The sequence below is a fragment of the Acrocarpospora corrugata genome (assembly GCF_009687845.1).
GTDB classification, from domain to species: Bacteria; Actinomycetota; Actinomycetes; order Streptosporangiales; family Streptosporangiaceae; genus Acrocarpospora; species Acrocarpospora corrugata.
This window is the reverse complement of record NZ_BLAD01000036.1, coordinates 91383-104718: the sequence shown is the minus strand read 5'-3', so window position 1 is coordinate 104718 and position 13336 is coordinate 91383. Positions and strand designations below refer to the sequence as shown.

Sequence of the window (13336 nt, the reverse complement as noted above, 5' to 3'; positions counted from 1 at the left end):
AGGGGCGACGGTCAACGGGCGTCAGTACAGATCGCGCTACGGACACGCAGAAGATCGACGTGGCGTCGCACGACGAGCATCGGATCCGCAGGCATGTATCAAACGATACCCCCTGTACCACAGATGTCCAAGTTCGGGTCCAGAGTGTGGACTCCGATCACTCCGGTCAGCCCTGTCTTCTCCAGTTCTGCGAGGCTCCTTCTCATCACCGGTACGACGAAAAGCCCCCAGCCGCGAGGGCCGGGGGCTTCGGTCGGGGTGTGTCAGAGGCGCTAGTTGTTCTCCAGGTACCCGAGAACTCCGCACATGGCGTCCAGGTTGGCGGGGATGGCGGTGATAAGGCCGGTGGGGTGCAGCACGAGATGCGCGCCGTTGTAGGTGTTGGCGTTGTAGGAGTAGAACCACACCGGCCGTTGAGAAAGGAGGGATACGCGATGATCTTCGCGATCCACTCGTCAGTGAGATTCATGGGCAGCGCCGGCCAGTTCTCGATGTAGGCGAAGGCGTCCTGACGCGACTTGGGAAAGGTGACTACGAGGACTTGGGCGCCCGAGTCCGCACCGTCACCTTTGATGATCTTCGTCTGGTCGTCCTGCATCGTCATTGCGACATCCCCCGTTTCCCCGCAGGGGCGCACGCCTTGTACGCCCGGAAACTCCGAATGTAGCATTTCCGCTACTTTTAGTAACAAACGCCAGAAGGTGACGCAGGGTCAGCCCTGTCGCAGCCAGTTCATGGTTGGCTCATGATCGTCTTCTGTGTCCTGCTCGGATCCGGTAGGCTCGTCACGTTTGCGGGGTTTTGTCTGGTGCTGGCAGTCGCACCACGAGCCGCCCCGGCAGTCCTCGTGGTGGCGGTCCTTGCAGGCGTCGCAGATCATGGTCGGTTTCTGCCCCCCGGGGATACTGTTTCACTTCCGCGGATGCGAGGCTGGAGGCGTGAAGATCCTTGGGTTCGTGCTGAACGTGATCTGGCTGCTGTTCTGCGGGATCTGGATGGCGCTCGGCTATGTGGTCGCGGGGATCCTGTGCTGCGTGCTGATCGTGACCATTCCCTTCGGCATCGCGGCCTTCCGGATCGCCGGATATGTGCTGTGGCCCTTCGGGCGTGCCACGGTGGAGAAGCCCGGGGCGGGGGCGCCGTCGTTCGTGGGGAACGTGGTCTGGCTGATCTTCGCGGGGTGGTGGCTGGCGATCGGGCACATCGTCACCAGTGTGCCGCTGTTCCTGTCGGTCATCGGGATCCCGTTCGGGTGGGCGAATCTGAAGATGATCCCGATCTCGCTGATGCCGCTGGGGCGGGCGGTCGTGCCGACCGACCAGAAGTTCGGGGCGCGTTGATTGCCGCGGCGATACCCGTGGCCGGTCCGGGACCGTATCCTGGGCTGCTAATGATCCGTGCTATTCGCCGACGGAGCGGGTAGTTCGTGGTTGACCACCCGGGTCCTGAGCGCAGGACCCCTAATCCGGTTTGGGTGCCATGACGTCCACGGACGCGCCGTCGCGTAGGCCCCGCCATCCGGCGGGGCATAAGTCACGCCTCGGCATGGCGCGGGCGCGGGCCGGGATGGAGCGGTTCGCGGGCACCGGGTTCTGGGCGCTGGTCAAGGCGACCACGATGGCGGGCGTCAACTACCGGGTGACCGGCCTCGCGGGCGAGGCGGCCTTCTTCGCGCTGCTGTCGCTGCCGCCGTTCGCGCTCGGGCTGCTGGGCGTGCTGGGGCATCTGAGCGGCATGCTGGGGCCGGAGACGATCGTCGCGATCCGGCATTCGGTGATCGCGAACGCGGATCTGCTGTTCAGTCCGGACGCGATGAAGAGCGTGGTCGAGCCGCTGCTCAGCGACGTGCTGGACGGCGGCGAGGTGTCGCTGATCTCGGTGGGGTTCCTGCTCTCGCTGTGGTCGGGGTCCCGCGCGCTGTTCGTGTACGTGGACCTGATCTCCATCGCGTACGGGCTGGGGGAGACCCGCGGGATCATCAGGACCCGCCTGATGTCGTTCGGCCTCTACCTGGCCGCCCTGCTGATGGGCCTGGTGGTGATGCCGATCCTGGTGATCGGCCCGACCCTGCTGGCCAACGCGCTGCCCGGCTACGAGGGCCTGGTCGGGGTGTTCTACTGGCCGGTCGTGATCGTCGGCTCGGTGCTGATGCTGACCATGCTCTACCACGTCAGCGTGCCGATGCGGACCCGCTGGTGGCGCGAGGTCCCCGGCGCGGTGCTCGCCCTGATCATCTGGATCCTGTGCGCCGCCGTGCTGCGCGAGGTGCTGGCCGCCTGGTTCCAGCCGCTGTCCATCTACGGGTCGCTGGCCGCCCCGATCGCGGTGCTGCTCTGGCTGTACATCACGGCGCTGGCCGTGCTCATCGGCGCCACCCTCAACGCCGAGGTGGACCGGCTGTGGCCGCTGGCCGGATCCGGCCGCCGGGCGAACGGGAGTGATTCGGAGTGATTCCGCCGTCGCGGACGGCTCCGATAAGGTGGCAGGGTCGCGACTGGCGCTGACGTCGCCCTGCGGGCGCGTCGCTAGGTGGGGCACCACCGGGGAGCGAACCTGCGGAGGCCGTGCGCCTGGGTCACCGCGGCTGTCAATGTGGACAAGGAAGGCGCCATGGCTGATAACTCGCTGCACGTCGTCGATCCGGAGATCGCCGACCTGATCAAGGCGGAGGAGCGGCGGCAGGCCGACACCGTCAAGCTGATCGCCTCGGAGAACTACGTGTCCAAGGCCGTCCTGGCCGCCACCGGGACCGTGCTGACCAACAAGTACTCCGAGGGCTATCCGGGCAAGCGGTACTACGAGGGCCAGCAGGTCATCGATCAGATTGAGACGTTGGCCATCGAGCGCGCCAAGGCCGTGTTCGGGGTCAACCACGCCAACGTCCAGCCGTACTCGGGGTCGCCCGCGAACCTGGCCATCTACATGGCCTTCCTGAAGCCGGGCGAGACCGTGATGGGCATGGGCCTGCCGTTCGGCGGCCACCTCACCCACGGCTGGTCGGTCTCCGCCACCGGCAAGTGGTTCAACCCGGTGCGGTACGGCGTGCGCCAGGACACCGGCCGGATCGACCTGGACGAGGTCCGCGAGATCGCCCTCAGGGAGCGCCCCAAGCTGATCTTCTGCGGCGGCACGGCGATCCCCCGCACCATCGACTTCCCGGCTTTCGCCGAGATCGCCCGCGAGGTCGGCGCGGTGCTGGCCGCCGACATCGCGCACATCGCCGGCCTGGTCGCGGGCGGCGCGCACCCGTCCCCGGTCGGCCACGCGGACGTGATCTCCACGACCACGCACAAGACGCTGCGCGGCCCGCGCGGCGCGATGCTGATGGCCACCACCGACGAGCACGCCACCGCGCTCAACAAGGCCGTCTTCCCCGGCCTGCAGGGCGGCCCGCACAACCACACCACCGCGGCCATCGCGGTGGCGCTGCGCGAGGCGGCCACCGACGACTTCCGCGACTACGCCCGCCAGGTCGTGCTGAACGCCAAGGCGCTGGCCGAGGAGCTGATCAGCCGCGGTTTCGACCTGGTCTCGGGTGGCACCGACAACCACCTGATCCTGATGGACCTGACCCCCAAGGGCATCGGCGGCAAGCCGGCCGCGCAGGCCCTGGACAAGGCGGGCCTGGAGACCAACTACAACACGGTCCCGTTCGACACGCGCAAGCCGTTCGACCCGTCCGGCATCCGGATCGGCACCGCCGGGGTGACCAGCCGGGGCATGGGCGTGGCCGAGATGCGGCAGATCGCCGCGTGGATGGACCAGGTCGTGTCGGCCCTGGCCAAGGACGAGGACGAGGCCAAGCATGTGATCACCCGGGTGCACGGCGAGGTCCGCGAGCTGACCTCGCACTTCCCGGCTCCGGGCCTGAGCTAGGCAGCGAACCGCCTCGGCGCCGGTCTCGTGCCGGCGCCGGGGCGCGGTGAAAACGCGTTGCCCGGGTGCGGAGCCCTTCGGTAATGTGTGAGCCGTTGACCGCCGGTCGTGGCGGTCCAGGAGGAAATGCGAGGTGAGGACAATGCGGGTCTTTCTGACGAACCTGCCGTCCAACAGCCTCCGGGCGCGCCTCTGAGTTGAGGGCCCCGGGTTTCCGAAGGGTTTCCTCCATTGGCTTCGCCAGAATTCTCTGGTTCTTTTGATCTTGTAAAGCTCGGCTGGCACGACTCGGCCGACCTTCCCGAGGGCCTGGTTCCGGCCCGGGTCGCCCGCGTCGATCGCGGCGTGGCCGAAGTCCTGGCCGCGGACGGCCAGCACCAGGCCAAATACGGAGCCCGGATCCGCCGGGCCTCCGCCGACAACCCGGTCGAGCTGCCCTGCGTGGGCGACTGGGTGGCGCTCAGGTACCTGCCCGAGGGCCGTTACGAGCTCGATTCTGTGCTGCCGCGGTCGAGCGCGTTCGTCCGGGGCGGCGTCGGACGGGTGTCCAGGGGCGGCCTGTCCGGGGACGGGCAGGGGCACGTGCTGGCCGCCAACGTGGACATCGTCTTCGTCACCGAGCCGTCCATGCACGCGACCGACTTCGCCGACCTGGGACGGATCGAGCGCATGGTCGCGCTCGCCTGGGAGAGCGGCGGCACCCCGGTGGTGCTCATCACCAAGGCCGACCTGTTCGACCGGGGGCTCGGCGAGCTGCTGGCCGACGTGGCCGGGGTCGCGCCGGGGGTGGACGTGCACGCGGTGTCCTCGCTCACCGGGGACGGGGTGGCCGTGGTCCGCTCCTACCTGGTCGGCGCGAAGACGGCCGTCGTGCTCGGCCCCTCCGGCGCGGGGAAGTCCACGCTGGTCAACGCTCTGGCCGGGGACGGCCTGATGGAGACGCAGCAGGTCCGCGCCGGGGACGGCCGGGGACGGCACACCACCGTGCACCGGGAGATGATCCTGCTGCCGGACGGCGGCCTGATCATCGACACCCCCGGCATCCGCCGCGTCGGCCTGTACGACATCAGCGACGGCGTCGACCTGGTCTTCTCCGACATCGAGGAGCTGGCCGGGAGCTGCAAGTTCGGCGACTGCTCGCACACCTCGGAGCCGGGCTGCGCCGTGGTGGCCGCCGTCGACTCCGGTGAACTGCCGGAACGGCGGCTGGAGAGCTGGTTCAAGCTGCAGCGGGAGGCCGCCTGGATGGCCCGCCGCAGCGACGCCCGCCTCCGGTCGGAGGCGACCCGGCAGTGGAAGATCATCACCAAGGAGATCCGGGGGCGCAACCGGCCCTGACGAGTGCCGGGCGATTGGGTCGGGTATGTCAAGCATTGTGGCTCGGCTGGAAATAACGCTTCCATTCGTGGACCGGGCCGAGGCGGGCGAACTGCTCGCCGAGGCCCTGGTCGGCCTCAGGCTGCCCGACCCGGTCGTGCTCGCGCTTCCGCGCGGGGGTGTGCCGGTGGCCGTGCCGATCGGGGCGGCGCTGGGGGCGCCCGTGGATGTGCTGGTGACCCGGAAGATCGGTCATCCGGGGCAGCCGGAACTGGGCCTGGGGGCGATCGCCGAGGGCGGCGAGCCGGTGTTCGACGCGGCGATGCTGGAGCATGTCGGGCTTGAGCCGGACGATCTGGCGGTGGTGGTCGAACGGGAACGCCGGGAGCTGGCCAGGCGGGTCCAGGTGTATCGCGGCGGGCGGGAACTGCCGCCGCTGGCCGGGCGCGACGTCATCGTGGTGGACGACGGCCTGGCCACCGGCGGCACCGCCAGAGCCGCCCTGCGCGCGGTCCGGGGCCGCATGCGGACGCAGGCCGGCGGCATGGTGATCCTGGCGGTGCCGGTCGCCGCGGGGGAGACGGCGCGCGCTCTCGCCGAAGAGGCCGACGAGGTCGTCGTGCTCGCCGTGCCCGCGCACTTCCGGGCCGTCGGCCAGCACTACATGGCGTTCGACCAGCTCACCGACGCCGACGTGCTGGCGCTGCTCAGCGGGTCAGCAGGACCATGATCAGGGCGAGTGCGGCCGGCACCGACTGCACGTACAGGATTCGCCGGCTGACGGTGGCCGCGCCGTACAGACCGGCGATGATCACGCAGGCGGTGAAGAAGGTGAGGACGGCCGGGTCCTGGCCGAGCAGGCCCCAGATCAGGCCGGCGGCGAGGAAGCCGTTGTAGAGGCCCTGGTTGGCGGCGAGGGTGCGGGACTGGGCGGCGAAATCGGCTGTGGTGCCGAAGGCGGCCCGGCCGCGTGGGGTGGTCCAGAGGAACATTTCCAGGATCAGGATGTAGACGTGGATGGCGGCGACTATCCCTACCAGGGCATATGCAACGAGCTTCAACGCATCCTCCGATATTGGGTGTGCCTTCACGTTAGGTGACTGACTGTCACGTACGGTGATTTCGTGGACGCTTTGGATCTGGCCCGGTGGCAGTTCGGGATCACCACGGTTTACCACTTCCTGTTCGTGCCCGTCACCATCGGGCTGTCCCTGCTGGTGGCGATCCTGCAGACCGTGTGGCTGCGCACCGGCAATCCCGCGCACCTCCAGGCGACCAAGTTCTTCGGCAAACTGTTCCTGATCAACTTCGCGATGGGCCTGGTCACCGGCCTCGTGCAGGAATTCCAGTTCGGCATGAACTGGAGCACCTACTCCCGATTCGTCGGCGACATCTTCGGCGCGCCCCTGGCGCTGGAAGCCCTGATCACCTTCTTCCTGGAGTCCACCTTCCTCGGCCTGTGGATCTTCGGCTGGGACAAGCTGCCCCGCCTGGTGCACGCCGCCTGCATCTGGCTGGTCGCGATCGGCGCGGCCATGTCCGCGTACCTCATCCTGGCCGCCAACTCGTTCATGCAGTGGCCGGTCGGCTTCACCGTGCGCGGCCCCCGCGCCGAGCTCACCGACTTCGGCGCCTTGCTCACCAACCAGGTCGCGCTGGCCACCTTCCCGCACGTGCTGCTGGCCAGCTGGCTGACCGGCGCGGTGCTGATGGCCTGCGTCGCCGCCTGGCACCTCAAGCGCCGCCGCAACGCCGAGGTGTTCCGCGTCCCGATGCGGCTGGCCCTGGTCGGCACGGTGGTGGTGGGCGCGGGCATACTGTTCACCGGCGACAACCTGGCCAAGGTGATGGTGCGGACCCAGCCGATGAAGATGGCCGCCGCCGAGGCGCTCTACGAGAGCGCGCAGCCGGCCTCGTTCTCGCTCTTCACGATCGGCAACCTGAGCGGCAAGGAGCCGATCTTCTCGATCGACGTGCCCGGCCTGCTCTCGTTCCTGTCCACCGGCAGCTTCGACGGCAAGGTCGAGGGGGTGAACAACCTTCAGGCGCAGTACCGGCAGCGGTTCGGGCCGGGGGATTACGCCCCCTACATCCCGCTCGCGTACTGGTCGTTCCGGTTCATGATCGGGTTCGGGATGCTGGCCGTGCTGGTGGCCCTGGTGCTGCTCTGGCTCACCAGGAGAGGACGGCTGCCGGAGAACGAATGGGTATGGCGGGCGGCGATCTGGGCCGTCGTCCTGCCGTTCCTGGCCAACAGTTTCGGGTGGTTGTTCACCGAGATGGGCCGTCAGCCGTGGATCGTGTTCAGCCAGCTGAAGACCGCCGCCGCCGTCTCGCCGACCAACGGCGTCGGCCACGTCGCGGCCTCGCTGGCCGCCTTCACCCTCCTGTACGGCGTGCTCGCCGTCATCGAGGTCCGCCTGCTGCTGAAGTACGCCCGCCAGGACCCGCCGGAACCGGAACCCGCCACCGAGGACGACGGCCCGCTGGCCTTCGCGTACTAGGAGCGCCATGCAACTCACCGATGTCTGGTTCGCCGCGATCGCGGTGCTGTGGACCGGCTACTTCATCCTGGAGGGCTTCGACTTCGGGGTCGGCGCGCTGCTGCCGGTCCTGGCCTCGGACGACACCGAACGCCGGGTGATGATCAACACGATCGGGCCGGTCTGGGACGGCAACGAGGTGTGGCTGGTCACGGCGGCGGGGGCGCTGTTCGCGGCCTTCCCTGAGTGGTACGCGACGCTGTTCAGCGGGTTCTATCTGCCGTTGCTGGTCATCCTGCTGGCGCTGATCGTGCGCGGGGTGGCGTTCGAGTATCGCACCAAGCAGGACAGCGCGCGGTGGCGGCGGGGGTGGGATCGGTGCCTGATCGCCGGGTCGATCGTGCCCGCGGTGCTGTGGGGGGTGGCGTTCGGGAACATGGTGCGGGGGGTCCGGCTGGACGCGCGGCATGAGTACGTGGGGGGCTTCTGGGAGCTGCTCAACCCGTACGCGCTGGTCGGGGGGCTGACTATGCTAGTGCTATTCGTCACTCATGGGGCGATATTTCTGGCGTTGAAGACGGAAGGGGACATCCGGCGGAAAGCCAGGGCGCTCGCCTGGAAGGCGGGTGTCGTGGCGGGGGTGCTCGTGGCCGTGTTCCTGGGGTGGGGGCAGTTCCACGGCGGGTCCGCGGTGTCGGTGGCGCTGGGGGTCGTCGCGGTGGTCGCCTGGGGGCTGGCGGTGGCGGCGATCGCGGCAGGGCGGGAGGGGTGGGCGTTCACGGCGTCCGCGGTCGCCATCGGAGTCGCCACGCTGACGCTGTTCGCGGTGCTTTACCCGAACGTGCTGCCGGCCGTCGATCCGGCCAACAGCCTTACAACGACAAATGCCGCGTCCACCGTCAAGTCCCTGCGGATCATGACGTGGGCCGCGGTGTTCTTCCTGCCGCTGGTGCTGCTCTACCAGTCATGGACCTACTGGGTGTTCCGCCGCCGGATCGGCGTACGGAACATCCCAGCGGGCCACTGACCTGCGAACGTGTCGGGGAGGGTTGGAGAAAGACCCAGGGTTCTTACGCGACGGCGCTGATACCGGCGCTCGCGGCGCGCCGCATGCGACGGCGACGCTCGGAGGCGCGCTCGTCCTCGTTCAGGCCGCCCCACGTGCCGTACTTCTCCGGCCGGGACAGAGCGTAGTCGAGGCACTCGGCGCGGACCGGACAACCGGCGCAGATGGCCTTGGCCTTGCGCTCACGGATGTCACGCTCCGGCTGACGCTCGCCGTCGGGGCCGAAGAACAGCACAAGGTCCTCTCCCCGGCACGCGGCATCATCCTGCCAACCCCAACTGGGGCGGGGGCGGGCGAGCTGCCGACGTACCTGAGACATGAGAAACCACCTTTGGTGAGAGGTATTTCAGAGTTTGTGCCGCATTGGACGCTTATGGCGTCCCTGCATCCAACGCAATAGCTGCCCGTGGTGTTCCCAGCTCCTTGCGGAGCCTCAGGTCAGGGCCGGGGTGAGCAAGCTCAGCTCGGCCAACCTGTAGGTCGAGACATCTTCGGCGCAGGCGACACCACACGGTGCCGTGAACACCGCAGGCTCGACCACTACCCGAAATCGCGACGATCCAACAGGGGCATTGCACACGACAATGCACTCCGTGGTGTCGCCATCCGACCGGGAGGATTCCACGGCCACTGCGCCGACCGAGCGCTCGCCCGTGTGGGACCGGACAAAATGCTCAGCGGCTTGCGATGGCTCAGGGATACCCGCGCGCCCCCGGAAGCGGTCGAGGACGACCTCACCGTGCCGGTACGCGTTTGCCGCCGCGATCGCAGCAGCCTGAGACATGCTGCCGTAGTAAAGCCCGTGTGGCAAGCACACGAGGTTAGCGGCGTATCGATCGCCGCCAACATGCGTGGTTTCCCACACCTGGCCGGGCAGTTGCTCGTCGAGAAATCTCGCGAGCGGCAGTCCAATGCGGGCACAGCACGCGTTGCGCTTGGCGTGCGTGCAGACCAGAAATACCGGCTCACTCACAAGTATGCAGGACTCCGGAAGCACTCCGTGCACGAGTGCGTCCAGGTCAAGATCGTCCGGGTCGTCGAAACGGCCCTCGGCCAGCCAGGGGTCCTTACCGGTCGAGGAGCCCACGAATACGTGCAGCGGACCCCCGGAGCGTTCCCTGCGACCGGTCCTGCGAATGAGCTGCGGGCGCACCCCGAGCGCGGTCGCACGGTCGATCAGCGCCCGCACCTTGACCGGCAGCCGGCACTCGTCCAGGTACGCCGCCCACGGCCCGGAATGCTCGATGAGCAGCCAGAATCGAGCGCCCACCGTCGCGCTCGCGAGGATGGGCACGTCGCCGGTATGCAGCCCGGCAAGATGCTCGCATCCATTGGCCATGCTCGTCTGCCCCCTGCGCCGCGGTTCGGAATTAGGTAATCCTAACCTTAGCCACCCCTGTCAAACCTCCCGCATCCCGATATTCGGTCCGGGTTTTAATCGGCGAGGGTGAAGGCCGCCCGCGCGGCGGGCAGCGCGGCGGCGCGATCCTCCGGGATCAGGCCGATCCGGGTCCGGCGATCCAGCAGGTCATCCGGGTCGAGCGCGCCCTCGTGCCGGACCGCCCAGACCAGCTCGGCCATCGTGGTCTCCCCGGACACCGCCCGGCCCAGCTCGGGATCGCGCGCCACCAGATCCTGTACGGCCGTCGCCTCCGACCCGTACCGCCGGATCAGCCGGAGCGGGGCGCCGTCGCCGCTCTGGGCCGCGCCCACCAGGGGGAGGCGGGCGGTCCTGCTGCGCGGCGCGGGCAGGCCGGTGGCGTCCACGGCGTCCTCGGCCATCCGCCGGTAGGTGGTGAGCTTGCCGCCGACCACGGTCACCACGCCGTCGGGGGAGCGCAGGATCGCGTGCCGCCTGGACAGGTCCGCGGTGCCGCCGCCGGAACCGGCCAGCAGCGGGCGCAGCCCGGCGTACACGCCCGCCACCTGGTCCCGGCGCACCGGTTCGGCCAGGACGGAGCCCAGGACGTCCAGGAGGAAGCTCACGTCGCTCTCGGGGGCCTCCGGGACGTCGGGCACGGGTCCGTCCACCGGCTCGTCGGTGAGGCCGACGTAGACGCGCCCGTCGAGTTGCGGGAGCACCAGCGCGTACCGGTGGCCCGCGCCCGGGATCGGCACGTGCAGGCCCGCCCTGAGCGGACCGAGCGTGCCGGGCCGCAGGACCAGGTGAGTGCCCCGGGAGGGCCGCAGGTCGACGCCGGGCACCAGGCCGCCCGCCCACACGCCGGTGGCGTTGATGACCGCTCTGGCGCGGATGGTGAACTCCGACCCGGTGAGCTCGTCCCGTACCCGCGCGCCGTCGCCGGCCAGCGTGAGCGCCCGGCAGCGGGTGAGGATCCGCGCGCCGTGCGCGGCGGCGGTCCTGGCGATCGCCACCACCAGCCGAGCGTCGTCGGCCACCCGCCCGTCCCAGGACAGCAGCGCCCCGCGCAGACCGGCCGGCTCCACCGCGGGCACGAGAGCCAGCGCCCGCCCGGCCGGGATCCGGGCCGGCCCCGGCAGCAGCCGCCGCGGCGTGCCCGCCGCGGTGCGCAGCGCGTCGCCCAGCCGGTAGCCGGTCATCACCACCTCGGCCTGGGTGCGGGACACGGCCGGGGTCAGCGGCAGCAGGTACGGATAGGCCTGCACCAGATGCGGCGCCGTGTGCCGGAGCAGCACGCCCCGCTCGATCGCGCTCTCCCTGGCGATCCCGACCTGACCCCTGGCCAGGTACCGCAGCCCGCCGTGAATCAGCTTGGAACTCCACCGGGAGGTGCCGAAGGCCAGGTCGAACGCGTCCACGGCGACGACGGAGAGGCCGCGCGAGGCAGCGTCCAGGGCGGCCCCTGCCCCGGTGGCGCCGAGGCCCACCACGAGCACGTCCACCGCCCGGTCCGGCGCCTCCTGGATTTCCCTGGCCCGGCGGGCGGCGTTGAGCGAGGAGTCCATGGTCATCCCTCAATCGCGCGTATTACTCTTTGGTAACCTAACCGAAAGGCCGGACCCCCGTGGAAACTCCCAGTTCCGCCGCAGAACCCATGCTCTGGTCGGGATGGGGCGATCCGGCCAAAGCCCGGGAGTTGCCGTCGTCGGTCCGGAAACTCCTCCGCGACCTGCTCGGCGTCACCGATCCGGAATCCGCGGCCGCCAGTTTCGGTGAGGTGCGGCTGCCCATCTCGGCGCTGCCCGCGCCCGTCATGACCCGGTTGAGCACCTTGGTCGGCGACGAGCACGTGCGCTGCGACGAGGACGCCAGGATCCGCCACACCCGCGGCAAATCCACCCCCGACCTGCTCCGGATGCGCGCCGGCGACGGCGATGACGCCCCCGACGCGGTGGTGCTGCCCGGCTCCCACAGCGAGATCCTGGACCTGCTCAAACTGTGCGCGGAGCACCGGGTGGCGGTGGTCCCATTCGGCGGCGGCACCTCCGTGGTCGGCGGCCTGGTCGCCTCCCGGGGCAACTTCACCGGCGTGATCGCCCTCGACCTGGCCCGGCTCAACCGGGTGCTCTCGGTCGACAAGGTGTCCATGATCGCCGAGTTCGAGCCGGGACTGCGCGCCCCCCAGGCCGAGCAGATCCTGGCCAGGCACGACCTCACCCTCGGCCACTTCCCGCAGTCCTACGAGTACGCCACCCTGGGCGGTTTCGCCGCCGCCCGCTCCTCCGGGCAGGCTTCGGCCGGGTATGGGCGCTTCGACGACATGGTGGTCGGCCTGACGGTGGCCACCCCGCGCGGCACCCTGGAGTTCGGCCGCGCCCCCAAGTCGGCGGCCGGGCCCGACCTGAGGCAGGTCATCCTCGGCTCCGAGGGCGCGTTCGGTGTGATCACCGCGCTCCAGTTGCGGGTCAGGACCGCGCCCCGGTCGAAGGTGTACGAAGGCTGGCGGTTCGAGTCGTTCGCGGCGGGTCAGGTGGCGATGCGGCGGATCGCCCAGGAAGGGCCGCTGCCCACTGTTCTGCGGCTGGCGGACGAGACCGAGAGCATGATCGGGCTGTCCCGGCCCGCCGAGCTCGGGACGCTGGCCGAAGCCGGCTGCTTGATGATCACCGGGTTCGAGGGGTCCGAGGACGACGTCGCGCACCGGCGGGAAGCCGTCGCCGCGCTCCTGTCCGAACTGGGCGGCACCTACCGGGGCACCGAGCCCGGCGAGCGCTGGGAGGAGGGCCGCTACTCCGCGCCCTACCTGCGCGACTCCCTGCTGGCCGCCGGAGCCACCGTGGAGACCCTGGAAACCGCGGGGTTCTGGTCTGACCTCCCACGCCTCTACGACGCCGTACGCCTCGCGCTGCGGGCCACCCTGGATGACCCGCTGGTGATGTGCCACGTCTCCCACGTGTACGCCACCGGGGCGTCGCTGTACTTCACCGTCGTCGCCGCCCAGGACGAGGATCCGCTGGCTCAGTGGGAACACGCCAAGCGTGCTGTCAACAAGGCCATCGTGCTCACCGGCGGCACCATCTCGCACCACCACGGCGTCGGGCGCGACCACCGGACCGCGTACGCGAGCGAGATCGGCGACCTGGGTGTGGAGATCCTCCGGGCGATCAAGGGCAGGCTCGATCCGTACGGGATTCTGAACCCGGGTGTCCTGATCCCCTAGGAAGCGTAAAG

General features: G+C 69.5%; 14 protein-coding genes and 1 riboswitch. Of the genes, 8 read left to right on the top strand and 6 right to left on the bottom strand.

Annotated elements, in window-relative coordinates; translation table 11 throughout:
* Positions 1 to 11 precede the first annotated feature (11 nt).
* Both Acor_RS46100 and Acor_RS45320 read right to left on the bottom strand, forming a co-directional pair.
* Complete coding sequence (locus Acor_RS46100; protein ID WP_372453654.1) at positions 12 to 95, bottom strand: putative leader peptide; 84 nt, start codon at positions 93 to 95, stop codon at positions 12 to 14.
* Between the two features lie 177 nt (positions 96 to 272).
* Positions 273 to 407, bottom strand: a complete 135-nt coding sequence (locus Acor_RS45320) for a hypothetical protein (RefSeq protein ID WP_281353137.1) — start codon at positions 405 to 407, stop codon at positions 273 to 275.
* A gap of 531 nt (positions 408 to 938) precedes the next feature.
* Between Acor_RS45320 and Acor_RS02255 the strand changes: the two genes are divergently transcribed.
* The 5 genes from Acor_RS02255 to Acor_RS02235 all read left to right on the top strand — a co-directional run bounded on the left by Acor_RS02255 (position 939) and on the right by Acor_RS02235 (position 5923).
* On the top strand, positions 939 to 1340 hold the full coding sequence (locus Acor_RS02255; RefSeq protein WP_155334809.1) for a YccF domain-containing protein: 402 nt from the start codon (positions 939 to 941) through the stop codon (positions 1338 to 1340).
* A 139-nt stretch (positions 1341 to 1479) separates the two neighbouring features.
* Entirely contained in the window at positions 1480 to 2451 is a 972-nt protein-coding gene (locus Acor_RS02250; protein ID WP_246238362.1) for a YihY/virulence factor BrkB family protein, read from the top strand.
* 29 nt (positions 2452 to 2480) lie between these two features.
* A riboswitch (ZMP/ZTP riboswitch) is annotated at positions 2481 to 2583 on the top strand.
* 27 nt (positions 2584 to 2610) lie between these two features.
* Complete coding sequence (gene glyA / locus Acor_RS02245) at positions 2611 to 3876, top strand: serine hydroxymethyltransferase (protein WP_155334807.1); 1266 nt, start codon at positions 2611 to 2613, stop codon at positions 3874 to 3876.
* Positions 3877 to 4107: 231 nt separating this feature from the next.
* A complete protein-coding gene (rsgA, locus tag Acor_RS02240; RefSeq protein WP_155334806.1) occupies positions 4108 to 5214 on the top strand; it encodes a ribosome small subunit-dependent GTPase A in 1107 nt (368 codons plus the stop codon).
* Between the two features lie 67 nt (positions 5215 to 5281).
* Positions 5282 to 5923 (top strand): phosphoribosyltransferase, encoded by a 642-nt coding sequence (locus Acor_RS02235; RefSeq protein ID WP_246238361.1) that lies wholly within the window; start codon positions 5282 to 5284, stop codon positions 5921 to 5923.
* On the opposite strand, the gene Acor_RS02230 is transcribed toward Acor_RS02235, so the two are convergent.
* On the bottom strand, positions 5901 to 6254 hold the full coding sequence (locus Acor_RS02230; RefSeq protein WP_155334804.1) for a DUF1304 domain-containing protein: 354 nt from the start codon (positions 6252 to 6254) through the stop codon (positions 5901 to 5903). The genes Acor_RS02235 and Acor_RS02230 overlap by 23 nt on opposite strands.
* A 63-nt stretch (positions 6255 to 6317) precedes the next feature.
* Between Acor_RS02230 and Acor_RS02225 the strand changes: the two genes are divergently transcribed.
* Together Acor_RS02225 and cydB are read left to right on the top strand one after the other, a co-directional pair.
* The gene (locus Acor_RS02225; protein ID WP_155334803.1) at positions 6318 to 7697 is read left to right on the top strand and encodes a cytochrome ubiquinol oxidase subunit I; all 1380 of its coding nucleotides are present in this window, start codon (positions 6318 to 6320) and stop codon (positions 7695 to 7697) included.
* A gap of 7 nt (positions 7698 to 7704) precedes the next feature.
* Positions 7705 to 8703, top strand: coding sequence for a cytochrome d ubiquinol oxidase subunit II (gene cydB / locus Acor_RS02220; RefSeq protein WP_155334802.1), 999 nt, complete (start codon positions 7705 to 7707; stop codon positions 8701 to 8703).
* A gap of 43 nt (positions 8704 to 8746) precedes the next feature.
* On the opposite strand, the gene Acor_RS02215 is transcribed toward cydB, so the two are convergent.
* The 3 genes from Acor_RS02215 to Acor_RS02205 form a co-directional block, all read right to left on the bottom strand.
* Entirely contained in the window at positions 8747 to 9061 is a 315-nt protein-coding gene (locus Acor_RS02215) for a WhiB family transcriptional regulator (RefSeq protein ID WP_081898622.1), read from the bottom strand.
* 114 nt (positions 9062 to 9175) lie between these two features.
* Positions 9176 to 10081, bottom strand: coding sequence for a sucrase ferredoxin (locus Acor_RS02210; RefSeq protein WP_155334801.1), 906 nt, complete (start codon positions 10079 to 10081; stop codon positions 9176 to 9178).
* Between the two features lie 95 nt (positions 10082 to 10176).
* Positions 10177 to 11676 carry a glycerol-3-phosphate dehydrogenase/oxidase gene (locus Acor_RS02205; RefSeq protein ID WP_155334800.1) on the bottom strand — a complete coding sequence of 500 codons (1500 nt, stop codon included), beginning with the start codon at positions 11674 to 11676 and terminating at the stop codon, positions 10177 to 10179.
* An 83-nt stretch (positions 11677 to 11759) separates the two neighbouring features.
* Here Acor_RS02205 and Acor_RS02200 point away from each other — a divergent pair, with 83 nt between their 5' ends.
* Complete coding sequence (locus tag Acor_RS02200; protein WP_155334998.1) at positions 11760 to 13325, top strand: FAD-binding oxidoreductase; 1566 nt, start codon at positions 11760 to 11762, stop codon at positions 13323 to 13325.
* Positions 13326 to 13336 lie beyond the last annotated feature (11 nt).